Raw genomic sequence first — 24,596 nt, forward strand, 5'->3', positions numbered from 1 at the left:
TACCACCTACTCTCCACAATAATACTTATCTATCATTTTCGGAGAAAGTCTTTCCAATTCTTCTTTTGGAAGGATGGATAGGATTTCCCATGCAATATCTAATGTTTCTTCGATCGTTCTCTTTTCATCCTGATCTTGCGTCAAGAATCGCTCTTCAAACGCTTTTCCGAACGCCATGAATTTTTGGTCCAATTCGGAAAGGTCATCTTCTCCGATGATTTGTGCCAAAGAACGCACTTCTTGTACTCTTGAATAAGAAGAGAACAATTGGGAAGATACTTCATCATGGTCTTCTCTTGTAAATCCGTCCCCGATACCGTCTTTCATCAAACGAGACAAAGATGGCAATACATTGATTGGAGGGTATACGTTTTGTTTTGCCAAATCTCTTGACAATACAATCTGACCTTCTGTAATATATCCTGTCAAGTCGGGAATCGGGTGAGTGATGTCATCATTCGGCATGGTCAAGATTGGTAGTAGGGTTACCGAACCTTTTTTGTCCAATACCATTCCCGCTCTTTCATAAAGTGTTGCCAAGTCACTGTATAGATATCCCGGATATCCTTTACGACTCGGTACTTCTTCTCTTGCTGAGGAAAGTTCACGAAGCGCTTCGGCATACGCTGTAATATCTGTCAAAATAACAAGTACGTGCATTCCTTCTTCATAAGCAAGGTATTCGGCTGCGGTCAACGCACATCTCGGTGTAGAAATCCGTTCTACCGCCGGATCGTCTGCAAGGTTGACATACATAACAACACGCTCTATTACTCCTGAGCCTTCAAAGGATTGTCTGAAGAAATCCGCATCATCGTGCTTGATTCCCATTGCACCGAACACGATTGCGAAGTTGGACTCTTCTCCTTTTACAGATGCTTGTCTTACGATTTGAGCAGCCAACTCGTTGTGTGGCAATCCGTTTCCTGAGAAAATCGGCAATTTTTGTCCACGAATCAATGTCATCAAGCTGTCAATCGCAGAAATTCCCGTTTCCAAATAGTCTCTCGGATAGGAACGGGCAACCGGGTTCATCGGTCTTCCGTTTACGTTATATCTTTTTGAGGAATAAATCGGACCGATTCCGTCCACACTTTGTCCCAATCCGTTGAACTGTCTTCCCAAAATATCTATTGAAAGTGGAATTTCCAACGGTTTTCCTGTAAAGTTAACCGCTACGTTGTTGGTAGAAACTCCCTGTGTCCCTTGGAATACTTGAGCAACTACCTTGTCGCCTTGGACGGCAACAATTTTTCCGTTTCTTTTCTTCCCGTCTTCTAAAGTGATGTTTAGTATTTCGCCATAGGCTGCATTTTTTACGCCCTCTAATACGATTAGGTCTCCCTTTACCCGATTGAGGTGCAAATATTCTCTGTCGCTCATTACTTCACATCCTTCCGTTTTTCATATCTTTTAATCAATCCGTCATAGAAGGTATCGATGGTATATACCAACTCTCCGATTTTGCTCAAATCACTGTTTGGAATGGTATATTTCATCTTAATCACTTCTTCAAATAACTCTGCGTTTCGAATTTCTCTTTGAGGAATTCCTTCTGCCAACGCATCTTTTGCACGTTGATTTAGATGGTCGATTGTCTTCAACATCAAGTATTGTTTTTGTAGCGGTACAAAGGTATCGTCCGCATGCATCGCATTTTGTTGCAAGAATCCGCGCTTGATGACTTTCGCAATCTCAAGTGTGATTCTTTGATCGTCAGGGAGTACATCTTCCCCAACCAATTGTACGATTGCATTCAATTTTTCTTCTTCATGCAATACCAACATCATACGATCTCTGATTTCTGCCAAGTCTTCCGCTACTTCTTGCGCATAAAAATCCTGCAATACTTTTCCATATCCACTATAACTTGTCAAATATCCGATGGCAGGATAGTGTCGTGCATACGCCAACTTACGGTCTAATGCCAAAAATGCATTCACAAAACGTTTGGTATTTTCTGTAACAGGTTCAGAGAAGTCCCCTCCCGGAGGAGATACTGCACCGATAATGGTAACAGAACCTTCTTCTCCGTCCAATGTGGTAACATAGCCTGCTCTTTCATAAAACTGTGCCAAACGAGACGGTAGATATGCAGGATATCCTTCTTCTGCCGGCATTTCTTCCAAACGTCCTGAAATTTCACGAAGAGCCTCTGCCCAACGAGAAGTGGAGTCCGCCATAATCGCTACGTGATACCCCATATCACGATAGTATTCCGCCATTGTGATTCCTGTATAGATACTTGCCTCACGAGCTGCAACCGGCATATTGGATGTATTTGCAATCAAGATAGTACGATCCATCAGCGGTTTTCCACTTTTCGGGTCAATCAGTTTCGGAAAGTCTTCCAAAACCTCTGTCATTTCATTTCCACGTTCTCCGCAACCGATGTATACGATAATATCTGCATCTGACCATTTTGCCAACTGGTGTTGTGTCATTGTTTTTCCGGTACCGAATCCTCCCGGTAACGCAGCTGTTCCGCCTTTTGCAATCGGAAAGAAAATATCCAGTACCCGTTGTCCTGTAATCAACAACTCTTGAATCGGACGTCTTTCACGAACAGGTCGCGGAGTACGAACAGGCCATTTTTGATACAGTTTCAATTCTTTCTCGCCACGGTTGGTTGCAACGATTGCAACAACCTCTTCAATATTGTATTGTCCTGAAGGTTTTACATCATGAACTTCTCCTCTTACTCCTTGAGGTATCATCAATCGATGTTGAATCAAATCCGTTTCCTGAACTGTTGCATATACTTGTCCTTCTTGAACAAAGTCTCCTTCAGAGATAAGCATTTCCACATCCCATACTTTTTCCATATCAAGAGAAATCAAACCGATTCCCTCTGCGATAAATTCTCCTGAAATTTCTTGGATTCTTTCCAATGGACGCTCGATTCCGTCAAAGATATTTCCAATCATTCCCGGTCCTAATGTCAGAGAAAGAGGACGGTCTGTGGGGATAACGGTTTCTCCTGCTTTCAATCCTTCTGTTTCTTCATAAACCTGAATGGTTCCAACATCGCCTTCCAAAGAAATAACTTCTCCAAGAAGCTTTTTGCTTCCTACCATGACCATTTCACGAACTTCAAAGTCTTTCATTCCGGACGCTTGAACAACCGGTCCGTTGACGGATGTTGTTATTGCTTTTGATTTATCCATTCAATTCAGTCCCTTCTCTTACATAGTTGCTCAAATATTGTCCGATTGGTTCTCTCATATTGTCCATTGTTCTGATGATGGTTTTGTTGATACGAATATCATCTTCCAACACTTCTAAGATGAATCCTCCTATTTCACGAATTTCGCCTTCTTTGAATTGAACGTGCTTGTATCCTCTTTCTGTCAGCAATTCTTGAAATTGGCGTTTTACTTCATCAAAGTTGGACGGACAAATATAGATTGTCACCTGTCTGTCTAAAGCGATTTCATTTTTTGCCAGTGTCTGTCCCAATACTCTCGCAATAAAAGGCGGATAATCCGGTGTCAAAACAAAGTCTCTTGATTTTTCTTCTACTTTTTGAATTAAATCTTGGATAAATAATTCATTTTTTCTCAGATAATTTCTTTTTTCTTCTTGTTTGATGGTAGAGATTCTCTCTAATTTTTGTCTGTCTACACGACGAAGAGCGGAGCGTTTTTCACGATCCAAAGCAGATTCTATTCTTGATTTTTCTTCTTCCAAGAATGCTTGTACTTCCGCTTGTTTTTCAGCCAATTCTTCGCTGATTTCCTGCTCCACTTTTTCATCTATCATATCACTAAATTGCTTTAATTTTTCTTCCAAGGTTATCATGTTATTTAACCTCCTCCCTTACAGCTTAATTCCTACAGATTCGTTAATATACTGTGTAATATAGTTATCATCTCTTATTTGACCATGTCGATCAGGAATTTCGACGATAAGCGGTGTTCGACGGTTCATTCTGATATCAAGCAATTCTGCTTTCGCCATGTCAAACACTCTCTCCGTCACAATCAAAATTCCAACTTCTTCCTTCGATAAAGCAAACTCAATCGCTTCTATCACTTCTTCTCTGTTACTCGCCAAAACGGATTTTACTCCGCCCAAACGCATTCCAACGAGGGTATCGTTGTTATCGGATATGAGCATTGTTCTCATATAATCACTTCCTAAAGTCTTCCCAAAATCATGATAGAAACGATTAGACCGTAAATAGCAATCCCTTCCGCAAGACCAACGAAGATCAATGTTTTACCAAGAATTTTTTCATCTTCGGAAACCGCTCCAAGAGCTGCAGCACCTGCGGCACCTACCGCATATCCTGCTCCGATTGTTGCCATACCTGTTGCCAAAGCTGCACCGATATATCCTAATCCCGCACTTGGATTTGCTGCTGTCTCTCCTGCAGCAAAGATGATTTTCGGCATCATCATGGCAATAGAAGAACCTACCAACGGTGTGAACAATGCCACATTTGCCATAATTACCGTTTTCAAACTGTCTTGTTTTCCACCTTTAATATACAAACGAATTCCCACACCGATTGTGGATAATACAAAAAATATCATTAATGCTAACACATAGTTCATTAGATTTCCCCCTCTTTTTCTATAAATGTTACCGGAACAAATGCACGTCCGTCTCCTTTAAAATATTTTCCAAATAACTCATAATACTCTAAACGAAGTCCTTGAATCAATACAATCAAGCCTTCCAATCCGATGATAATAATGTTTCCGAGTACCATAATAAAGATACCGATTGCTTTATTGTTTACCATGTTCGCCATTGTGGTAAACGCTAAGAACAAACCGACATGGTTCAATGCAAATGCTCCTACCCGAATGAACGAAATTGTGTTTGATAAGAAACTCAAAATCGTTTCTATCAAGTTAAATCCGCCTTCAATATAGTAAGAGGACTTTCCTTCTTCATAGTGCGGTTTTTCTTTGTTCATCATTGCATACAACGGCACTCGAAGCAAAATCATTCCCAACGAAATAACGGAAATGACCACCAATACGATAGAAGGAATCACATTGGAACCTAATACTGTCTGTAACAATCCTACCAACAATGCAATGTAGAACGCCAAGCCTGCGAATCCATGATTTCCGAAAATCATTTCATCCTTCTTACCTTCTACACCAAGGTTATACATAGACATTCCAAAACTGATTAACAATAGAATAACCCCGAATCCAATCGCTGTGTACAGCACTTGGTTGATGTTTTCCATTGGTCTTACAAGCAATGCCGGAATGACTTCTTCCAATCCGAAGATACTTCCGTACAGAAAACCGAATATCGTCGAGCTGACCCCGATTCGTTTCAAAATCTCTCCATATGGAGACGGTTTTTTCTTTGGAGACAACAAGAACCCAATCACTATGAACACAAGCCCCTGTCCGACATCTCCGAACATCGCTCCAAATAAGATCAAGTAAGTAATTCCTAAGAAGAAAGTAGGATCCAACTCATTGTAGTTTGGAATTCCATACATGTTTACCAATAATTCAAACGGTTTGATCAAACTGTTATTTCTCAGTCTGGTCGGCGGAATAATTTCTCTTTCCACCTCTTTTGATTCAAGGGGATGAACAATGATGTTTTCGTGTTTACGAAGCAAGTCCTGTTCTACCTCTTTCCAATCCAATTCCGAAATCCATCCGGTAAAATAGAAAAAGTTTTTGGTTACTGCAACATTGTTCTGTAATTCATGAATTTCTTTTTCCAACTGAAGCTCTGAATTCAACAAAACAATTTCTTCCAAATACTGTGTTTGAATTCCTTTCACAACAGCTAACCTGTCTTCTTTCTTTTCCTTTAAAACATCTACCTGCTTCTTGATGTCTTTGGCTACCTCGCTTACCACACCGGTAAGTTCTTCCGGAATGGCAATTTCTCTAAAGTTCAAGGATTTCAGTATTTTACTTGTTTCTTCTTCATTTTGTTTCGGGGTAAAAATCAAATAAGATTCCGTTCCTGCCGAACTCCCGATATGAAGTACTACTGCCGGAATATTTTCATAGTTATCGCGCAACTTGATGCGACGCTCTTTCGTCAATGTTCCGATATGATAATTGAAATGTTCCATATTTTGAATTTCAGAAATATCAAAATCCATATCCTTCAAAAATTCAATACTCTCAAGAAATTCTTCCTTATCACGAATTTCTTTATCTTCAAAAAGACGATCCTTGCTCAACGGCTTCAAGGATTGATAAATCTCTCTGATACGATTTGCTACCTTATCAAATTCGTAGTGTTCATCCACTTCTTTTTTTACCGGAATTTTCACATCCAACAACCGTTCAATTTGTACGATGTCTTCATCCAATGATTTGAAATCAATCTTTTCCGGACGATATCTCGTAAATCTGCCCAAATCACGAATAGGATCTTCGTACTTTGACAACACCGACATCGTTAAGGAATCAGCAATCTTATCCTTGGTATAGTTTTTAATATGCAATTTTTCGCTTAAAATCAAATCTTTTAAGATATCATGCATATCTTCGATTGGAGCAACGATATTCATAAGCTTCATCTTTTCTACTGCCATTTTTCAATCACCTTCCTTCCTTTCTCATTTCTGTTGTTGTAGGTATTATATACTTCCATTTATCTGCTTCTTTGTATTTCGCACTTTCTACTACAGTAACTATATTCAAGTTTTCATATTCCAACAGACGCACATACTCAATTAAAGGAGCAATGCTCATCGGATGTTTCTTTGAAATCTCTTTCATCTTTTTCGACAAATATTGCGAAATCATACGCTGACCGTAGATATATTCATCTTTCTCCAACATCCCACGATAACTTTTATCAAAAAACTCCTTAAACTGTGTGTCAAAGTTATTAGAATAAATCATATCTTTCATTTTATTGAAGCTTAATTTTGCTCCGCCTTTTAAGGTATAATTCAAGATTTCTTCATCTGATAACTTATAATTTTTCTTCGCCCGATAAATCCATTGCCCGTTTGTAAAATCAATAAAAGCGCCAACACTTTCATTGACGATATCACGGTCTTCCTTATCTAACTTTTCCGCTTTTTGAATCAAATTCAAAAAGTAGACATAGTCCACATTCATTTCGATATGAAACTCTCTTTTTTTGACATCTTCTTTGGTTACATTTCTGAAGGCATCCTCCAAAATTGTCCCCTGAAAATGCAGAATGAACTCATCTACGTTATCCGATCTTAACAATCGATCATAATCCAAGTTCAAATACGACTTTGTATCATAAAGATTCTTTTTGATATCTTGGATTGGCCTTTTTTGACTAAGTCCGCGTAAAATGACTTGTACATTCTCCACCTCATGTCGAAACAAAATTGCCTTCAACAAGTCCTTATACTCTTTTTTCAAATAAAAAGAGAGACTACGCACCCTATCCACACCATAATTTCGAATTCTGATTTCCAACTCTCCACGGTGAATCTCTTTGAGATTCGCATCCTTCAGAGCCTCTCGATAAATTGTGTTGTTGTACAGGTATTGTGCAATTTCTCTTGTTGAATTCAATCGAAATAATTGTTCATAATCTTGCTGTTGCAATAGATCTCCTCGCATAGATTGGATTTTCGTATTCAGTGCCGAAAATTTACTTGCACTTCCCATACCTATCCCTCCATACTTCTTAATATCATGCGAAAAGTTTCTTCACTAATCTTATCGGCATATTCTTGATATCGTGCATCCAGTCTCTTAGAACGCTCTTCTCCTTCTTCTCGAATAACCTTTTCTTCCTCCAAAATTTCCGCTTTCGCCTTTTCTCTATATGCTTCAATTTCTTCCTTGTTCTTTGCTTCCATTTCAGACTTTAGTTTTAAAAGCAAATCTTTTTTCTGACGCCCAAGCAAATCAAGTTCTTCTTGTGCTTCTTCTTGTCTTTTAATTGCATTTCTGTCTATTTGAATAATGGATTTGATGATTTGTTCCACCTTTACCACCCCTTTCTTTCAAAATTCCCGTCCGGTAAAAAGCTCAATGGTATGAATCCTTTGTGATAAGCTAATTTTACCCGACTTTAAGGCCTAATGACATAATATACCTATTTTTACAAAAAATCAAAAAATATATTTTTCAAAAAACTTTGATTTTTGCAAAGGAAATCGTTTGTTATAAGATTCCTATCTGTTGTAATCACTATTTTCGCTATTTTTTTTACAATAATCATACTAATTTACCTTATTTATAACTAAAATAAACTGTTTTTTTATCACTTTTCTATCTATGTGTATTATATTTTCTGTCAAAAGCAATACTTGTACAGTATCATTTTATTTTACAAAATTCACATACTTATAAAACAAATCTTTCTGTGCTTTTTGTTCCATAAAAAATAGAGCAACCTTTTTATCCGATTGCTCTATCTTCCATAGCATTTTTGATTCAAAACGATGATTCAGTTCTTATTGTATTTCTATTTTTTCTTCCTAAAGAAGTACTTTCCACTTTCCGTATCCTTCTTCATCCATTTTGTCCATCGGAATAAAACGAAGTGATGCACTGTTGATACAATAACGAAGTCCACCCAACTCTTTCGGTCCGTCTACAAAGACATGACCTAAGTGAGATTGTCCGTTCTTACTTCTGACTTCCACTCTCTGCATGTTGTGACTCAAATCTTCTACATACTGTAATGACTCCTGATCAATCGGTCTTGAAAATGCCGGCCAACCACATCCGGAATCAAATTTGTCATCTGATAGGAACAGCGGTTCTCCTGTTGTAATATCCACATAAATCCCTTTTTCAAAGGTATCGAAATACTCATTGTCAAAAGGAGGCTCTGTATGAGAATGTTGTGTAACCACATACTGTAAGTCTGTCAAATGTTCCATCAAAAAATCATCATCCGGCTTTTCGTAGACTTCCTCAATTTTCGGTTTTTTGTTCGGAATATCCGTTAAATCCACATGACAGTAGCCCCCTGGATTTTTGTCCAAATACTGTTGATGGTATTCTTCTGCACGCACAAAGTTGCGTAGAGGCTCCACTTCAACAACAATCGGTTTATCATACTCCTGTTGTTTTGTGGCAACAAAGGCTTTGATTGCCTCCTCTTCCTCTCCTACAAAATAAATTCCTGTACGATACTGTGTTCCGACATCTCCTCCCTGTTTGTTGACAGAGGTCGGATCAATGATTTTGAAAAATGCGTCCAACAACATCGTAAGCGATAGTTTCTCTTCGTTATAGACAATGTGAACTGTTTCACTGTGTCCCGTCTGTTTCAAAGTTTCATAAGTTGCCTTGTCGGACTCTCCGTTTGCATATCCGACTTCTGTAGACAATACTCCCAGCATTTCATGGAAGTATGCCTCTACTCCCCAAAAGCAACCCCCTGCTAAATAAATCTCTCTCTTTTCCATCCTCTACACCTTTCCTTTCTTTCCCATTTTTAGAACTCATGATACAAGACAGCAACATCCTGTTTTGTACCTGTATACCAAGATGAAGTTGCTCTTCCATCACTCTATTGTTTCAAGTTTTCTATTGTTTCAAGTCTTTGATTGTTTCTTTCATCTCAAACATTTCCGGACTGTAGTACATACTTGTCGGAGAGGCAACAAACAGCACGACATCCGGCTGATATTCTTCCACATACGTCTTGATACTTTGTGGACGATTTTCTTTTCGAATATCCAACATTCTAAGTTCCGACACATTCAAGCTCAAAAAACTGGCAATCGGCATCGCAAAAGAATCTTTGATAACCAATACCTTTGTTCCGTTTTTTACATTACGGTTTTGAACCCAATCTTCCGACGCACCCCAATCCATAAAGACAATATATTTGTCTTGAAAAATATCTTCCTCCGTGATATATCCGTAAAACAAAAAGCTCTCTTCAAATGTTCCTTCTCTTTTCTTAATCTGCTTCCCTTCCCGATTCCACTTCGTATAGGACAACGAAGTGTCAAACTTCGGAAGTAAGACCGACACATCATCTTTCTTATCATAAAACGCCGTTCCCACTCTCTTTGCGTGAGAACCCAAATATGTTTTCTCCCATTTCTTTTCGTTATACTGCTCACGATTGGTAGAAAGGGATACATTCTCCAAAGCCACATCCTTTTGCTCTAAAAACTTTACAATTTGTTGATACCCCCAAAAAGCCGTCGGAATCCTCCAATGTGTATCCGTCTTAAAAAAATCTTCCTGTTCTCTTAGGACAGTATCTCCGTTTCCCTGAACCGCCAAGGTATTCAAATCCAAGACAGAAATCTGTTTTTCTCTCAATCGATTCACAAACTCATCCGCCGTCTGATTTCCATAGTCTGCCACTCCGACAGGAAAAACGGTAGAATTTTTCAAATGCTTGTACGGACACTGCACATAGACAAACGGAATGTCCTTCGATGTTAAGAACTCGTTTAATTGTTCAAACGAATCGACAAACGAATCGACCTCCACCGGTTTGTCAATCACATAGTACAACATATCTTCTTCTCCGACAAATACCGTTCTTGCTCTGTCAGCATCATCCACTACATGACGATGAAGTTTCTTTTGAATCGTACCGTATTGATCCAAAAACTTCTGCCTGTCAAAAAACGCCTCGTTATATCGATTCTCTTCCTTAAAAATTGCCTGTTTCATATTCCTATCATTTTCAAAAAAACTTTGTTTCGATGAAAATGCTTCACGATACGCGGCAAAAAAACCATTCGGACTATAAAAATTGTTATGAATGAAATAATATCCCAAAAAGCAAAAGAACAGTACAGTCAAAACACTGTTTCTTATTTTTTTGATGCTATCTTTTGACGAATTCAACTGACCGTTCCTCCTCTCCTTCTCTTTTCCAACCTTACCATATCCGACATACCCTAACACAACTCAATTCAGAAACATCCTATCCGAACTTTCTTCCTCTAAGAACAAAACTTCTCTAAAAATTAAAGTAGATAAACGGATTATAACTTCCCTTGACAATAGATACGACCGCACCATAGAACAACACAGAAATCACAACCATTACAACACCATGGTATCCCAGTTGAAGTTTCCAATTTCTAATCTCTGTCCATTGTTCCAACAAAGGAAATAACGGCACGCTTGCCACGATACTCATAACAAACGCAAGACCGTACTCTCTGACATAGAACAAACTTCGTCCCGACACAATACCGGTTGTCCCAAACGAAAACATCGCACCAAGATATTGGATTGCATAAGAGAGTGTATCTGCTCGAAAGATAACCCATCCGATCGTAACAAGAACCATCACATAGAGATGTCCGAATATACTGCTCTCCAACTTTTGTTTCCACTTTTTCGGAAGAAGGAATTTTTCAAAGGATAACCATACAAAATAGTACATTCCCCACAAAATAAATGTCCAGTTCGCTCCATGCCAAATTCCCGTCAGCAACCAAACCACAAACAGATTCACAAACTGTCTTGTTTTTCCCACTCGATTTCCGCCCAAAGGGATATACACATAGTCACGGAACCACGAACTCAGTGAAATATGCCATCTTCTCCAAAAATCAGTAATCGAAGTTGCTGCATAAGGATAGTTGAAGTTTTCCAAAAAATGAAATCCGAATATCTTTCCAAGTCCGATTGCCATATCGGAATACCCCGAAAAATCAAAATAAATTTGAAGTGTGTAGCAAATTGCACCCAACCATGCAAAAGACATCCCCAAGTCAGATGCTGGAGAAGAAAATGCCACATCGGCAACAATTGCCATATTGTTTGCAAGCAACACTTTTTTCAAGAAGCCGACCAAAAACCGTACCGTTCCTTCTGAAAAATCACTCCAAGTCTCATGACGCTCCTTCATCTCTTTGGCAACCGTTTCATAACGCACAATCGGTCCTGCAATCAACTGCGGAAACAAAGAGACATACAATCCGACCAAAAACGGATTTTTTTGGACAGGATTTTCTTTCGGATTGCGATAAATATCCAACACATAACTCATTGCCTGAAATGTAAAAAAAGAAATCCCGATCGGCAAAGTAATCTTCCTGAGAGGATAACTTGTTCCAAGCAGTGCGTTTGCATTCACAATGCTAAAGTCCAAATATTTGAACACATAAAACAACGATAAGTTTCCAATCACCATAAACCACAGAATAAACTGTTGCGTTTTTTTCGATGATTGAAAACAGTGTATTCCAAGTCCCATCAAATAGTTAAATCCTATTGAAGACAACATCAGCAATACAAAAAGAGGTTCTCCGTATCCATAAAAAAAGATACTCACAAAAAACAACCAACTGTTTTTTAATATTCTATGTGGTAATAAGTAGTAAATCGCTACTGTAATCGGCAAAAACCAGAACAAAAAAATACCACTGCTAAATAACATACTGTTCTTCCTCTCTTTTTTGATAGCTAAATTATATCATACTGTTTCTTAGAATACGATAATCATTTCAGAATCCCCTATCCATCTGAGAATCTCTTATCCGTCACAAAAACTCTTATCCTATCCATCATCCAACCGAATTCCTATGTTAGTATATCTTCAAAACACCTATCGGATGTTGACCTTCTATATAAATTTCTTCAAATGATTCAAAGCAGAACGGTTTTATTATTTTGTTATATCGTAACTATGCTCCTCATCTCTTGCCTTATCTTTCGTTCCCATAACTTATCTTTACTTATCTTCCATTTCTTTTTCCAATCAACAATTCTTTTTCCAATCAACAAAACAATTCATTTCATCCATTTCCAAATAGCCTCTGTTCCTCTTATGACAATCAAAAAGCACCTTGACATCACATGCCTCAGTGCTTAATAAATCAACTGTCGATTTTTACTCACGAGTCTATCCACAATAGATTCTATTATCCTGTCCGTTATCTTACTGTATTTTTATATTACTCTTTTTTTATTAATCCGTTTTATCTTACTGTGTTTTATCGTACTTTCTGTATCTTCCATTCTTCCGATTCTTTTCCCAAACAACAAAACAACTGATTTCATCCATTTCCAAATAGGCTCTATTTCTCTTTTCAATTTTCATACTTCGTTTTGCCGATGATATTCTTACTTTCTTATCCTATCAGAATCTGTTGTCTTCTTCCAAAGGGAACTGCTGTTCAAAAGGATAGAGAGGATTGTTAAAATCCACAAAGCCTTCGACATAGCAGGTACGACATCTTCCAACGCAATCCAATCATGTTGAAGAATCCACTCTGCACATTCATGATAAAACGCACATAGCGTCAACGAAGTAAACGCCATGCTCAAAAATCGAAGATACTCCGACTTCTTCTCCTGTACATCAAATATCACATTCCATACCGCAAATACAATTGCCGCCACACCGAATAACACCCACATCTATATCCCTCTTTTCTATCTGTCAGCAGCCTGTTAGTAACCTGTTATCCACAATTCTTCACTTCTGAAACCAACTTCCAAATTTGTCTAAAAAATTATTTTTTCAACAACACAAAAAATAAAGCTACGATTAACAAAACCACTAACATGATAAATCCTGAAAACATAATATCTCTCCTTTTTCCAACAACGCTCTGATATGCTATCACAGAAATTGAAACTACACTAACAATATCTGATGAAATTTCGACAAATCACGATAGTTTGATTCATCGCTTTTCAACATCATTTCATCAATTATTATGCACATTCATTCTATCATAAAACCAATCCCAAATACTATTGTTACAAAATTTTTACTCAAATAAAACCCCATTCACGAAATTTCAAACTGTAACCTCTCCTATCAACGATTTCTTTTGATAAAAGTTTGTTTCTACAGTTGAAAAACAACAACGCATACGATACACTTAACTTCACAAAACAACACAAACAAACAGCAACAAAAAAAGAGAACTCAAAACCTATAACACATTCTATCTCCTTTTGATAACGTCAACTTCTCTTTTTCTGTTGTGAATTACAAACAAGTACAACAATAACTTTTCATTTGTTTCTTTATCATACTCACGATACGATGATGATAACAATATATTATTTGAGAGTTCAATAGAAAACAAACCGATTCCATTCCAAAATAAAAAACGAATCATCCTATCACCGGCATCGTTGTATCCCGTTTCTGTTGCAAATGAACAACAAACTATCACTTTCAGAAAGGAATTCACACTATGTTCGATATTGCTGTAATCGGCGGAGGATCTGCCGGTATGATGGCAGCCATACACGCAAGCAAAACTCACAAAGTCATTCTTTTGGAAAAAAACGACTCTCTCGGAAAAAAACTTCTTCTTACCGGAGGAGGTCGATGTAATGTGACTAACAGCATTCCGATTGAAAATTTCATCCAAAATATTATCGGAAACGGCAAATTTTTGTATAGTGCCTTTTCAAAGTTTGATAACCAGGACATCATTCAGTTTTTTCAAAGTCGAAACACTCCTCTCAAAGAGGAGGATAACGGAAGAATGTTTCCGGTAAGCGACTCTTCCAAAACCATTTTATCCACTTTAAGACAGGAACTTCAAAAAAACAATGTTTCTGTTCGATATCATGCAAGAGTAACGGATTGGAATGTAACGGAACATCATATCGAATCCCTTGTTTTGGAGGATAACAGTATCGTTCAAGCCAAAAACTATATCCTTGCAACGGGAGGAATGTCCTTCCCTCACACAGGCTCGAACGGAGACGGATATCGCCTTGCACAAAAACTCGGACACACAATAACCGACCTCTATCCGTCCGAAGTTGCTTTGCGAAGCAATGAGCCGTTTGTTCAGGCACAAACCTTAAAAGGACTCTCCTTGCAAAATATTGAACTCAAAGTCTTAAATACCAAAAACAAGGCTGTCGTTACTCAAAATTCCGATATTATCTTCACACATTTTGGAATAGCCGGACCGGCAGCATTGAGATGTTCGAGTTTTGTGTTAAAACAAAAAGAAAGAGAAGTTCCCCTCTCCCTTGACGCTTTGCCAAATATATCCAAAGCAGAACTTCTTCACATCATCCAAGCGGAACCCAAAAAAGCACTCAAAAATATATTAAAAAACTATCTTCCGCAAAGGTATGCCGATTTTATCTGTATGGAATATGCCGATACCAAAAGCTACCAATTGAATGACAAAACCTTACAAAGCATCATCGAACACATCAAAGATTTTCGATTCAAAGTAAACGGAAGTCTCCCTATCGAAAAAGCATTTGTTACTGCAGGCGGAATCTCACTCAAGGAAATTGATCCGAAAACCATGAAATCAAAAATAATCGACAATCTCTACTTTGCCGGAGAAGTGATGGATATTCATGCCTATACCGGTGGATACAACATCACCTGTGCATTTTCAAGCGGACATCTTGCAGGAGAAGTGCTGTAAATACATTGTGTATGGATTATGATTTGTCGTATAGGTTGAAATTTTTTCACGAATAACGATACCCGTTTAAACATCATGTGTAAAGAGAAACGAGTCAAACCTATAAAATCAAATAAAAAAATGGTACAATATTAAACAAGTATTTGATTTCGGAGGTGTTTAATTTATAAGTGAAAGAGAAAAGATCATTCGTTTATAGTTTGATATGTGGCTTACACAACAAGACTTAGGAATAGATGATATTTTTTCGGATGATGTAATTTATATTGAGAGTTGGTGTCCTATGTATGAAAATCGGCAAACAGTAAAGCACTGGTTTAACGAGTGGAATACAAGAGGAAAAGTGCTTGTGTGACATATAGAGCAGTTTTTTCATAAGAATAATCAAACTATCGTAGAATGGCACTTCAAAAATCAAATGAATAAGGGGAAAGTTGAGGAGTTTGACGGTATCTCTTTTATTGTTTGGACAACTGATAATATAATCATAAAAAGAGTTTGGATGTAATTGTAATAATTACAATCCTCATAAAGAGAGTAAAACCCCATTGTTTAGAAGATAAAAAAGTAAATTGATTTTGAGGAGATAGAATAATGATAGAAAGCAGACCCGAGTTTGATAAAATCACATCGTTTGTTGAGTTTAATAAATATTATTGGTATCGTGAAGAACTTTCACAGATATGCAAGTCATTAGGATTAGAGTATAAAGGTACAAAACAGGAACTCAATTATATTATTGAGCAATACTTTAAGAGTAATTTAATTAAAAAGTCATCAATAAAAAATGAAAAGAAGAAACTGGAAACCATCACCTTAGATACGCCATTACTTGAGTGTCAGTTTTCCTTTAACGCAAAATTCAGAGAATATTTCTCCGCTGTAACGGATGTTTCACCTTTTAAATTTACTGCTGATATGGCTACTGCTTGGAGAAAAGTAAAAAGAGAAAATAATCTGAGTTTTACAATTCAAGATATGCTAAAAGTTTATTATGAGAAATCAGACTATGCCAAATATGATAATTCCGTTTGTCAATGGAATCAATTTTTAAAGGATTTTTGTGCAGACGAAAATAGTCGCAACTACTCAAACAAATTAAAAGTAGCTGCTATTCTTTGGAAAGCAGTTAAAAATTCAAGGAATGAAAAAATTTATTCAAAGAATCTTTTAACTGAATATGCACTTGAAATAAAAGAGTATTGCAAGTAGGATATTCTTAGTTTACTAAACTAACAATTTAATAAAAGCTAACACGAAAGCAGTAAATCAAAAAAGGTTTACTGTTTTTTCTTTGTCTAAAAGCGAAAAGAAGGACTTATGGAAGAAGAAATAAAAGAACCTCATCTACAAGAAATATATTTTCATCTATCCACTTTTTCATAACACTTTCTCCCTTCTTATCATCTGCCTCTATCATTTTTCATCTTGTGACCAAAAATTTTTATCCTTCCTTCTTTTTTTCTCTTCTCTCTTTTCCTGTTTTTTCTTCTTCATCTCATCTTGTGACCAAAAATCATATTTTTCCACTTCAATTCCGTTCACATAATTACGATGATTCAATAGTTGTTGAATTGCCATAAAAAGGGTAAATTTCCAAAAATGGTATATGAACAGAAAAGAAAACAAGGAATTTTTCTCAATGGTGTTCATCCCTACACCTACACGCATTCCGACAACGATACGAGAAAGAAGTGCCATGACAGGAATGATAATAATCCAAAACCCCAAACTGTTTACCGTATATTGTTTTTTTGCTCTTTTCAAAACATGTAAATATACTGCGATTACAAAAAAACACCAAAAAGGAGCATCCGTCCACGAGTTTCTACCGGCTAAATAATTAATACATAAATATAAGGTAAACAAAAAATATACCACAGCATCTACAAGAAATACATGTTCCGATATCCAATTCTTCATAACACTGACTCCTTCTTATCCTCTAAATCTGCTATTTTTCATCTCGTGACCAAAAATTTTTATCCTTCCTTCTTTTTTTCTCTTCTCTCTTTTCCTGTTTTTTCTTCTTTCTCTCGTCCTGTGACCAAAAATCGTATTTTTCCACTTCGATTCCGTTTACATAATTGCGATGATTCAACAGTTGTTCGATAGGAAACAAAAAATGAATCACCCAAACAGGATACATTGATAAAAATCCAAGAAAACTTTGTTTGTCCACTTTTTCACTAAGACTTGTAAAAAACAGATAGGAAACAAACGTAACGATCGCTTTAACATTACGAACATCGACACAGTACACTTCTTTTTCTTTGATAAACGGTTTAAGATATCTATCAATTGAAATCGCCGCTATAAACACCACTACAAACAGAGGAATCATAAATTCCTTTGTCCATAAACCTTGCTTATAGATGATATACAGTAACGGAAAATTTATGAATGTTAAGAATGCCTCTATAAGAAATACATATTCATCTATCCATTTTTTCATAACAGTCCACCTTCTTATTCTTATCCTTTTCCTCTATTATGGTGTTATCCTCTAACCAAAATGTTTCCGTCTTCTTTATTTCTCCTCTGTTTTGTTCTTATATCTCTCTTTCTTTTCTCTTTTTTCTTGCTCTTTCTTCTTTCTCTCATCCTGTGACCAAAAATCGTATTTTTCCACTTCAATTCCATTCACATAATTGCGATTGATTCAACAGTTGTTGAATTGCCATAAAAAGAGTAATTTTCCAAATCCCAACTATCAATAAAACGTATAAAAATGTATTCACTTCAAAAATTTTCATATGATTACCTACAACAGAAATAAGGACCAAAACCAAAATCGTCTTTACCCAAAATCCGTAGCTGTCCACTGTGTACTGTTTCTTTGCTTTTTTTAACCGTCTAAGACATAATGCAATTGCAATAAAACCCCAAAAAATAACTCGCATCCATGTAGTTATATTCATGAAAGCAATGATAAAGAGAAATATCGTAAACAAAAAATATACAACTGCATCTATAAGAAATACATGTTCATCTATCCACTTCTTCATAACAGTCCACCTTCTTATCCTTTTCCTCTATTATTGTGTTATCCTCTAACCAATATGATTCCGTCTTCTTTATTTCTCCTCTATTTTGTTCTCTTTTCTTAGCTTTCTTTCCTATCTCTCTTTCTCTTCTCTTTTTTCCTGTTTTTCCTTCTTTCTCTCTTCCTGTGACCAAAAATCGTATTTTTTGACTTCAATTCCATTCACATAATTGCGATGTGCAACCACATACTCAATCGGTCTTAAAAGATGAATTGACCAAAGAGGATATTTTTGAAAAAATTGTAATATGGAATATTGATTTACCAAATTTTCCATACTAAAAGTCATAACTCCGGATAATATAATTGAACCTGCGAGTACCTTTAATTCAAGAGGATATTTATCTATTTCATACTTTTCTTTTTCTTGTAAAAACGGCTTCATTTGACGCTGAATATAAAAAAGTGCAGCAAACAACGCAACGATATACTTATTTCCAATGATACTTCCGTCTACATAATATGCGATATATGCTAAGGGAAAACTTACCAAAATAATCCCTGCATTAATAAGAAATACATTTTCAGATACATATTTGTTCATAGGACAACTCCTTTACAATTTTATTTTTCATCTTGTGATTCATCTTTTTACCTTAATTCTTTTTTCTTCTTTCTCTCGTCTTGTGACCAAAAATCGTATTTTTCCACTTCAATTCCGTTCACATAATTACGATGATTCAACAATTGTTCTATAGGAAACAAAAAATAAATCGTCAACATGGGATACATTGACAAAAAACCAAGAAAACTTCGTTTTTCTACCATTCCACGGAGGAAGGACAAAAACATACACGAAATAAAAAAAATAACTGCTTGAACAGGACGAATATTGACACGATATACTTCTTTTTCTTTGATAAATGGGCGAAAGTATCTTTCGACTACAATCAGCGCTACAAACAGAGCAATGATAAATTCATTTTTCCATAACTCTTGCTTATAGAGATAAGCTATGTAAGTTAACGGAAACAATCCAAAGAAAAAAATCGCATCTATAAGAAATACATGTTCATCTATCCACTTCTTCATAGAATTCCTCCTCTTAAAAGTAAATAACATCAGCCTAATTACACCAACATGTTATTATTTATGTTATCACAACAAGATATCTTCTACAATAGGGAAAAGCGCTGAACAAATCGTGCTTTTCCATTATCACTGTCGATAGAATACTTCTCCTGTATTTTTCGTATTCCATTATATCTCACCTATATCATCTGTTCGGTTTTGGTATTGTATCCTACTTAAGCCATCAAAAAAGATGTGTTTTATCGAAACTCTGTCCGATTACTCCACATCTTTTTGATTGTTTTTTATCCTATTCTTTTGCTTGACTCAAGGCATTATTTACCGCTTCTTTGAACAAATCATAGGAATTAGTCGCTCCGGAAATGACTTCTACTTGTTCGATGTCATTTGTTGAAACCAATTGTTTCGGATAATCCTGTGCATTTTTAATCGCATCCTGTGCAATTTTAATCAAGCCCGGATTTCCGGTATCTTTTCCGTAATCTTCGCCTTTTTCATTATTATCTTTGTCAATATTGTGCAATTCTGCAGCAACAATCATTCCGTTTTCTATGGTGATGTCTGCCTCTACGTGTCCACCCCAATCGTCATTGGAGCTGACTCCGTGATAGGAACCGTCCTTCCATGTGCCTGTATCGGTATTTTCGGTTGTCTTTCCTTGACAACCGCCGAGCAATAATACTGCCGCTACTGTTGTTACTAAAAATTTTTTCATTACAAAAACTCCTTTATCTTATTATTTGTAATAATCGGTCTTTGTCGCTGTTTCATTTCTTCTCTTGCAATTCGTCCATGCTCCAACACAATCATTCGTTCCGCCTCATCTCCAACTTCGGGGTCATGCGTAACAACGATGATGGTTGAGCCTGCGTTATGCAATTTTTCAAAAATATCCATTACAATATATTCATTTTTTTCATCCAAGTTTCCTGTCGGTTCATCGGCAAGAATCAGCGCGGGATGGTTAATCAATGCTCTTGCGATACAAACTCTCTGTTGTTCTCCACCTGAAAGCTGACTCGGCAAATGCTTTGCCCGATCTTGCAGACCGACTGCCTCCAACGCCGCCATTGCCTCTTCTTCATCCGGCATGGAATGATAGTATTGTGCCATCATGCAGTTTTCGAGTGCAGTCAAGTAATTAACCAAGTGGAATTGTTGAAAAATCAATCCGATTTTATCTCTTCGAATGACTGTCAAATCTTTCGGAGAAAGTCTGGAGATGTCTTGTCCTTCCAAAATGACTTCTCCAAGAGACGGTTTGTCCATACAGCCGATGATATTCATCATTGTGGTCTTTCCGCTGCCGGAAGGACCCATAATTGCCAACCATTCTCCTTTTTCAACCGTTAAATTGATATTGTCCAGCGCCTTCAAATCGCCGTATATTTTCGATACGCCATTGAGCGTTAGTATATTCTCCATCGTTCCTCCTATTCTCCCCTCAGTACCAATGCCGGTTCGACATCAACAGCAGTTCTGACCGGAATCAAACATGCAACTACCGTTATGATGACTGCAACGATTATGGTAATCGGAACCAAAGGAATCAAAAAGTTCACTTTTCTCGCAAACACGCTGACACTTACCTGACTTGCAAACAAATATCCAAGCACTACTCCAAGTGCTCCTCCGCCTGCACCAAGCACGATGCCTTCTCCCAGAAAATCCATTACTACCGACTTGTTGCCTGCACCGAGTGCTTTCTTCAATCCGATTTCTTTTCTGCGTTCCGTTACAACTGCCATCATTGTTGTCGATACACAAATCATCATAATAAATAATACAATTACCGTAACAATCCACACCAAAGCCTGCAATTTCTCAAGAACAATATCTTGCGACTCTGTCACTCTCTTCACCAACTGCGGTATTAAAGTAGAATCGTTTTCGCCGATTTTTTTTGCAATATTTTCCAATTCGGTCGCTTCGGCCTCAACAGAACATTCAACAACATCGTACGGTACATCTCCGATGATTGCTCTCAAGTCGGAACTTGACATAAAAATCAGCTCTTCTTCTTTTCCGCCGGTAATCACGGTAGAGACTACCACAAAGTCTGTCGCCGTCGTCTCTCCGCTTTCTCCGCCTTTCTTCGGTATATTCAGCGTAAATTTTGTTCCGACATCCAATTCCAGATTTTTTGCAATTTCCGCACCGAGCATCACTTCTCTCGGTTTTGCCGGCCATTCTCCGCTGACAAGCCAAAACGGACTGTTGTTTTTCAACCCTTCCATATCGGTACCTGCTACGATATACGGTTGTTCATTGATTTTTGCGTTCTGATAAATATACGGTGCCAATCCTACCAGCTTTTGCGCTCCGATGGCACTCCGGATTTCCTGTACCTGTTTTTCTTCAATTTTTGAAGAAGCGTCGCCCGGAATCACAATGAGGTTTGCACCATAGCTTCGAAATTCTTTTCCCAATTGTCGGGGAATATCATAGTAGATTGTTACAAGTCCCGATAAAATGGTTGCACCCATAGCAATCGCCAAAAGTGCAGTAAACATTCTGGATTTTCTTCGCGAAATGGAACTTCTTACCATTTTCCAAAAAAATGAATTTTTTCTCATTTCATCCCTACTTTCCATGCAATACTTCGGTCGGATTCAATTTCAACAAATATTTGATTGCCGGAATGCTTCCCAAAACCGTCATTAACAAAATTAAGATGATTACAATCGGAATGACCATCGGTGTCGGCGCAATTGCCGAACCGAACACTTTGAATCCGATGATCTGCGTCAATCCCAATCCTATGATATAACCGACAGCTCCTCCGATAATACCCGAAATAATAATCTCTGTCAGGATTGTTCCGATAATCCGTCCGTTGCTTGCACCGATTGCTTTCTGCAATCCGATTTCATTTTTTCGTTCCATGACCGTTGCGGTAACCAAATTCGAAATTCCGATTGCGGAACCGAACAAGCTGAAAATAGTAATCAGCACCATCAAAAAGGTGGTTTTGTTAAGGATGTCTCCCTCGCTTTCAGCTACCTGTCGAATCGGTTTTGCAACAGAATCGGTCATTACTTCCTGAATCTGATAGCAAATTGCGGATACATACGCAGTACAGTACCAAACTTCCCATTCTTTTACTGTAAGACTGAGCGGATTTTTTGCGGCTTTTCTTGCCAAATCGTTGTCCGGTGTTGTCAATGCGCTGACTTCAACTCGATTTACTACATTATCCGTTCCGGCAAGTTCCTGTGCCACATCAAGAGGAACATAAATGGCTTTATCGTCATCACTTCCCGATTCAAACACCCCTGCTACCGTAAATTCTTTTTTTCTTCCGTCTTTTTCAATCGTAATCTTATCACCGAGTTTGTATCCGTTACGCAATGCATAGACGGAGCCGAGCATCGCTTTGTCCGTATCTTCATCGGTAATCCAGCTTCCCTCTATATTCCACCATGTTTTCAACTTGGACATTCCGGTATCTACCGACTCTCCGGTCGGCAAATCCAAATGCTTGTGAAACCATGTTCCGACTATCTTTGTGTTGTTCGGATCACCGTCCACATTCGCCCACACATTGAAATACGGTGTATAATCAACGATATTGTATGCCCAAAAAATTGTTTTAATCATTCCCAATTCGTCTTCTCTCAAATAATTCTGAACCGAATTCTCATTTTGTTCCACTCCGTAGATGTCATCTAAGAGAGATGCTTCTTTGGAAACGACATTGATGTTCGCACCATAGGCTTTGAGTTCGCGATTTACCTTGTCTCCGACGCCCAGCATGGTATTGAGCATAGAGGTCGAAAGGCTCGCTCCCAAAGCAATGGTAAATGCAATCATAAGCATTTTCTTCTTCTGTCTGAAGATAGAACCTCTAATCATTCTAAAAAACATAATTTCACCTACTTAAAAATATAACTGTCTTTGTCAAGATCTCTCGGATCAATTTTGATTTTTTCATCATGAACACGATATGGAAACGGAATGGGATTACATCCACCCTTAAAACCAATCGTTCCGCGATTCATCACAACATCACACAGCTTACAAACAACATCATCTTTTCGTTCAAAATATCCCGACGGTCCGCAAATCTCACAAGCATCCAAAACGGCCACATAGGAACCCGGCGATTTTTTGATTGCAAAAAAACGCATCTCCACACCGTCGCTCGACTTATAAGTAAATCGATGCAAATGATTATCTTCCAACAGAGAGAGCGGAATCGTAATCATACCGTCTTCCAATGTGTACTCTTCCGGTGCCGACAACGGAACTTCTCTTCCTACATAATTTTTTAAATAAGAAAGAGAAAATACATTGATAACAATAATTACCAAAAAGAAATATGCCCACTGACGGTTCTTTTTCATCGTATACTTAATTTTTCTAAGTTCCGCTTTATTTCTGTATTCTTCCGTAATCACACGATTTTTTCCAATCAACAAAATAGGAATAATCAATAGGAATAACATCATCCCGAAGTGAAAATATCGCTCATTGTTCAACACAAAAGCAATCGTGTTCAAAATCATACCGTTTCTGATAATTAAGTGTAAACTGTACAATCGTTGTACAATTACAAAAAATTGAGGCACAAATGCAATTAACAGGGAAATAAAAACGGTATTTTCCAGTTCTTTCCTTGACAGTTTTCGTGTCGTATTATAAACGGCAACCGCCGACAAAATCATCATCACAATTCCAAGAACGTATCCTATGATACGAAACAGTACCATTGTACTGACTGCGGATTCCCCGTAGTAGACAAAGTTATTCAACTGTATCAAAATCGGCGGCATATAGTAAAAGAAGGAACCGATTACATAAATGCCTAACAATCCGATAAAACAATTTTCGTACTTAACTGACTTTTGGTCGGAAACCTTTTTTTTCAGAGGAATCAAAATCAACAGTCCCACTGCCGCAATTACAATCGGCAACATTGACCAAAAACTGAGCGATGCCCGATTGACAAAGTTCGGAATTTCTCGAACAATTGCAGATACAATCGCCGCAACTACTCCCAACGAAATTGCCGCAACTGAAAAAATTCTCTTCTTTCTGATATCTTTGGTTCTCAAGAAAGCAAACAGAAGAGAGATTATCATCGACAATGTAATTCCGGACTCCATCACTTTAATAAATATTTTAAAAATAACAATCACCTCCGGTTGACTCTTCATCAGGTCACGAATGTCTAAACGACAAGAAAGGATTGGTGTAAACCAATCCCTGTTCCTGTTCTAT

25 protein-coding genes are annotated in these 24,596 nt (G+C 37.4%); 2 read left to right on the forward strand and 23 right to left on the reverse strand.

The window, feature by feature from the left end; genetic code table 11:
• Positions 1-6: 6 nt before the first annotated feature.
• The 13 genes from HMPREF0389_RS08115 to HMPREF0389_RS08170 all read right to left on the reverse strand — a co-directional run bounded on the left by HMPREF0389_RS08115 (position 7) and on the right by HMPREF0389_RS08170 (position 13,295).
• Complete coding sequence (locus tag HMPREF0389_RS08115) at positions 7-1,383, reverse strand: V-type ATP synthase subunit B (protein ID WP_014263143.1); 1,377 nt, start codon at positions 1,381-1,383, stop codon at positions 7-9.
• Positions 1,383-3,167 (reverse strand): V-type ATP synthase subunit A, encoded by a 1,785-nt coding sequence (locus tag HMPREF0389_RS08120; protein WP_014263144.1) that lies wholly within the window; start codon positions 3,165-3,167, stop codon positions 1,383-1,385. The genes HMPREF0389_RS08115 and HMPREF0389_RS08120 overlap by 1 nt, the downstream gene beginning before the upstream one ends.
• Positions 3,160-3,801 (reverse strand): V-type ATP synthase subunit E, encoded by a 642-nt coding sequence (locus tag HMPREF0389_RS08125; RefSeq protein ID WP_014263145.1) that lies wholly within the window; start codon positions 3,799-3,801, stop codon positions 3,160-3,162. Before HMPREF0389_RS08125 ends, HMPREF0389_RS08120 begins: the two co-directional genes overlap by 8 nt.
• A gap of 18 nt (positions 3,802-3,819) precedes the next feature.
• Positions 3,820-4,128, reverse strand: coding sequence for a V-type ATP synthase subunit F (locus HMPREF0389_RS08130; RefSeq protein ID WP_014263146.1), 309 nt, complete (start codon positions 4,126-4,128; stop codon positions 3,820-3,822).
• A gap of 11 nt (positions 4,129-4,139) precedes the next feature.
• Positions 4,140-4,559, reverse strand: a complete 420-nt coding sequence (locus HMPREF0389_RS08135) for an ATP synthase subunit C (RefSeq protein WP_014263147.1) — start codon at positions 4,557-4,559, stop codon at positions 4,140-4,142.
• Positions 4,559-6,535 (reverse strand): V-type ATP synthase subunit I, encoded by a 1,977-nt coding sequence (locus tag HMPREF0389_RS08140; protein WP_014263148.1) that lies wholly within the window; start codon positions 6,533-6,535, stop codon positions 4,559-4,561. The genes HMPREF0389_RS08135 and HMPREF0389_RS08140 overlap by 1 nt, the downstream gene beginning before the upstream one ends.
• A 7-nt stretch (positions 6,536-6,542) precedes the next feature.
• Positions 6,543-7,601 (reverse strand): V-type ATPase subunit, encoded by a 1,059-nt coding sequence (locus HMPREF0389_RS08145; protein ID WP_014263149.1) that lies wholly within the window; start codon positions 7,599-7,601, stop codon positions 6,543-6,545.
• Between the two features lie 2 nt (positions 7,602-7,603).
• Positions 7,604-7,924, reverse strand: a complete 321-nt coding sequence (locus tag HMPREF0389_RS08150; protein WP_041250862.1) for a hypothetical protein — start codon at positions 7,922-7,924, stop codon at positions 7,604-7,606.
• A gap of 495 nt (positions 7,925-8,419) precedes the next feature.
• Entirely contained in the window at positions 8,420-9,358 is a 939-nt protein-coding gene (msrB, locus tag HMPREF0389_RS08155; RefSeq protein WP_014263151.1) for a peptide-methionine (R)-S-oxide reductase MsrB, read from the reverse strand.
• A 121-nt stretch (positions 9,359-9,479) separates the two neighbouring features.
• A complete protein-coding gene (locus HMPREF0389_RS08160) occupies positions 9,480-10,766 on the reverse strand; it encodes an alginate O-acetyltransferase AlgX-related protein (protein WP_041250863.1) in 1,287 nt (428 codons plus the stop codon).
• Positions 10,767-10,881: 115 nt separating this feature from the next.
• Positions 10,882-12,312 (reverse strand): MBOAT family O-acyltransferase, encoded by a 1,431-nt coding sequence (locus HMPREF0389_RS08165; RefSeq protein WP_014263153.1) that lies wholly within the window; start codon positions 12,310-12,312, stop codon positions 10,882-10,884.
• Between the two features lie 512 nt (positions 12,313-12,824).
• Positions 12,825-12,968 carry a hypothetical protein gene (locus HMPREF0389_RS09055; protein ID WP_156775267.1) on the reverse strand — a complete coding sequence of 48 codons (144 nt, stop codon included), beginning with the start codon at positions 12,966-12,968 and terminating at the stop codon, positions 12,825-12,827.
• A 30-nt stretch (positions 12,969-12,998) separates the two neighbouring features.
• Complete coding sequence (locus tag HMPREF0389_RS08170) at positions 12,999-13,295, reverse strand: hypothetical protein (protein ID WP_014263154.1); 297 nt, start codon at positions 13,293-13,295, stop codon at positions 12,999-13,001.
• 791 nt (positions 13,296-14,086) lie between these two features.
• On the opposite strand from HMPREF0389_RS08170, the gene HMPREF0389_RS08175 reads away from it, so the two are divergent.
• Both HMPREF0389_RS08175 and HMPREF0389_RS08185 read left to right on the forward strand, forming a co-directional pair.
• Positions 14,087-15,295 (forward strand): BaiN/RdsA family NAD(P)/FAD-dependent oxidoreductase, encoded by a 1,209-nt coding sequence (locus HMPREF0389_RS08175; protein WP_014263155.1) that lies wholly within the window; start codon positions 14,087-14,089, stop codon positions 15,293-15,295.
• A gap of 594 nt (positions 15,296-15,889) precedes the next feature.
• Entirely contained in the window at positions 15,890-16,507 is a 618-nt protein-coding gene (locus HMPREF0389_RS08185) for an SAP domain-containing protein (RefSeq protein ID WP_014263156.1), read from the forward strand.
• Between the two features lie 204 nt (positions 16,508-16,711).
• Here HMPREF0389_RS08185 and HMPREF0389_RS08190 read toward each other — a convergent pair whose 3' ends face one another.
• The 10 genes from HMPREF0389_RS08190 to HMPREF0389_RS08235 form a co-directional block, all read right to left on the reverse strand.
• Positions 16,712-17,218, reverse strand: coding sequence for a hypothetical protein (locus HMPREF0389_RS08190; protein ID WP_014263157.1), 507 nt, complete (start codon positions 17,216-17,218; stop codon positions 16,712-16,714).
• 31 nt (positions 17,219-17,249) lie between these two features.
• The gene (locus HMPREF0389_RS08195; protein ID WP_014263158.1) at positions 17,250-17,750 is read right to left on the reverse strand and encodes a hypothetical protein; all 501 of its coding nucleotides are present in this window, start codon (positions 17,748-17,750) and stop codon (positions 17,250-17,252) included.
• A gap of 178 nt (positions 17,751-17,928) precedes the next feature.
• The gene (locus tag HMPREF0389_RS08200; RefSeq protein ID WP_041250864.1) at positions 17,929-18,303 is read right to left on the reverse strand and encodes a hypothetical protein; all 375 of its coding nucleotides are present in this window, start codon (positions 18,301-18,303) and stop codon (positions 17,929-17,931) included.
• Positions 18,304-18,414: 111 nt separating this feature from the next.
• Complete coding sequence (locus tag HMPREF0389_RS08205) at positions 18,415-18,885, reverse strand: hypothetical protein (RefSeq protein WP_014263160.1); 471 nt, start codon at positions 18,883-18,885, stop codon at positions 18,415-18,417.
• Between the two features lie 47 nt (positions 18,886-18,932).
• Complete coding sequence (locus tag HMPREF0389_RS08210) at positions 18,933-19,373, reverse strand: hypothetical protein (RefSeq protein ID WP_014263161.1); 441 nt, start codon at positions 19,371-19,373, stop codon at positions 18,933-18,935.
• Between the two features lie 289 nt (positions 19,374-19,662).
• Entirely contained in the window at positions 19,663-20,088 is a 426-nt protein-coding gene (locus tag HMPREF0389_RS08215; RefSeq protein WP_014263162.1) for an FMN-binding protein, read from the reverse strand.
• Positions 20,088-20,798, reverse strand: coding sequence for an ABC transporter ATP-binding protein (locus HMPREF0389_RS08220; RefSeq protein WP_014263163.1), 711 nt, complete (start codon positions 20,796-20,798; stop codon positions 20,088-20,090). Before HMPREF0389_RS08220 ends, HMPREF0389_RS08215 begins: the two co-directional genes overlap by 1 nt.
• A gap of 8 nt (positions 20,799-20,806) precedes the next feature.
• Positions 20,807-21,949, reverse strand: a complete 1,143-nt coding sequence (locus tag HMPREF0389_RS08225; RefSeq protein ID WP_041251094.1) for an ABC transporter permease — start codon at positions 21,947-21,949, stop codon at positions 20,807-20,809.
• Between the two features lie 7 nt (positions 21,950-21,956).
• Positions 21,957-23,240, reverse strand: coding sequence for an ABC transporter permease (locus tag HMPREF0389_RS08230; RefSeq protein WP_014263165.1), 1,284 nt, complete (start codon positions 23,238-23,240; stop codon positions 21,957-21,959).
• Between the two features lie 8 nt (positions 23,241-23,248).
• On the reverse strand, positions 23,249-24,514 hold the full coding sequence (locus tag HMPREF0389_RS08235; protein WP_242821714.1) for a Fe-S-containing protein: 1,266 nt from the start codon (positions 24,512-24,514) through the stop codon (positions 23,249-23,251).
• Positions 24,515-24,596 lie beyond the last annotated feature (82 nt).

The sequence above is a fragment of the Filifactor alocis ATCC 35896 genome, from assembly GCF_000163895.2.
Taxonomy (GTDB): Bacteria; Bacillota; Clostridia; order Peptostreptococcales; family Filifactoraceae; genus Filifactor; species Filifactor alocis.

Excerpts from the sequence above, each read along its gene's own strand:
- HMPREF0389_RS08115 (WP_014263143.1), bottom strand. The coding sequence starts at position 1,383 with ATGAGCGACAGAGAATATTTGCACCTCAATCGGGTAAAGGGAGACCTA.
- HMPREF0389_RS08120 (WP_014263144.1), bottom strand. The coding sequence starts at position 3,167 with ATGGATAAATCAAAAGCAATAACAACATCCGTCAACGGACCGGTTGTT.
- HMPREF0389_RS08125 (WP_014263145.1), bottom strand. The coding sequence starts at position 3,801 with ATGATAACCTTGGAAGAAAAATTAAAGCAATTTAGTGATATGATAGAT.
- HMPREF0389_RS08130 (WP_014263146.1), bottom strand. The coding sequence starts at position 4,128 with ATGAGAACAATGCTCATATCCGATAACAACGATACCCTCGTTGGAATG.
- HMPREF0389_RS08135 (WP_014263147.1), bottom strand. The coding sequence starts at position 4,559 with ATGAACTATGTGTTAGCATTAATGATATTTTTTGTATTATCCACAATC.
- HMPREF0389_RS08140 (WP_014263148.1), bottom strand. The coding sequence starts at position 6,535 with ATGGCAGTAGAAAAGATGAAGCTTATGAATATCGTTGCTCCAATCGAA.
- HMPREF0389_RS08145 (WP_014263149.1), bottom strand. The coding sequence starts at position 7,601 with ATGGGAAGTGCAAGTAAATTTTCGGCACTGAATACGAAAATCCAATCT.
- msrB (WP_014263151.1), bottom strand. The coding sequence starts at position 9,358 with ATGGAAAAGAGAGAGATTTATTTAGCAGGGGGTTGCTTTTGGGGAGTA.
- HMPREF0389_RS08165 (WP_014263153.1), bottom strand. The coding sequence starts at position 12,312 with ATGTTATTTAGCAGTGGTATTTTTTTGTTCTGGTTTTTGCCGATTACA.
- HMPREF0389_RS08170 (WP_014263154.1), bottom strand. The coding sequence starts at position 13,295 with ATGTGGGTGTTATTCGGTGTGGCGGCAATTGTATTTGCGGTATGGAAT.
- HMPREF0389_RS08175 (WP_014263155.1), top strand. The coding sequence starts at position 14,087 with ATGTTCGATATTGCTGTAATCGGCGGAGGATCTGCCGGTATGATGGCA.
- HMPREF0389_RS08185 (WP_014263156.1), top strand. The coding sequence starts at position 15,890 with ATGATAGAAAGCAGACCCGAGTTTGATAAAATCACATCGTTTGTTGAG.
- HMPREF0389_RS08190 (WP_014263157.1), bottom strand. The coding sequence starts at position 17,218 with ATGAAGAATTGGATATCGGAACATGTATTTCTTGTAGATGCTGTGGTA.
- HMPREF0389_RS08195 (WP_014263158.1), bottom strand. The coding sequence starts at position 17,750 with ATGAAAAAATGGATAGATGAATATGTATTTCTTATAGAGGCATTCTTA.
- HMPREF0389_RS08200 (WP_041250864.1), bottom strand. The coding sequence starts at position 18,303 with ATGAAGAAGTGGATAGATGAACATGTATTTCTTATAGATGCAGTTGTA.
- HMPREF0389_RS08205 (WP_014263160.1), bottom strand. The coding sequence starts at position 18,885 with ATGAACAAATATGTATCTGAAAATGTATTTCTTATTAATGCAGGGATT.
- HMPREF0389_RS08210 (WP_014263161.1), bottom strand. The coding sequence starts at position 19,373 with ATGAAGAAGTGGATAGATGAACATGTATTTCTTATAGATGCGATTTTT.
- HMPREF0389_RS08215 (WP_014263162.1), bottom strand. The coding sequence starts at position 20,088 with ATGAAAAAATTTTTAGTAACAACAGTAGCGGCAGTATTATTGCTCGGC.
- HMPREF0389_RS08220 (WP_014263163.1), bottom strand. The coding sequence starts at position 20,798 with ATGGAGAATATACTAACGCTCAATGGCGTATCGAAAATATACGGCGAT.
- HMPREF0389_RS08225 (WP_041251094.1), bottom strand. The coding sequence starts at position 21,949 with ATGAGAAAAAATTCATTTTTTTGGAAAATGGTAAGAAGTTCCATTTCG.
- HMPREF0389_RS08230 (WP_014263165.1), bottom strand. The coding sequence starts at position 23,240 with ATGTTTTTTAGAATGATTAGAGGTTCTATCTTCAGACAGAAGAAGAAA.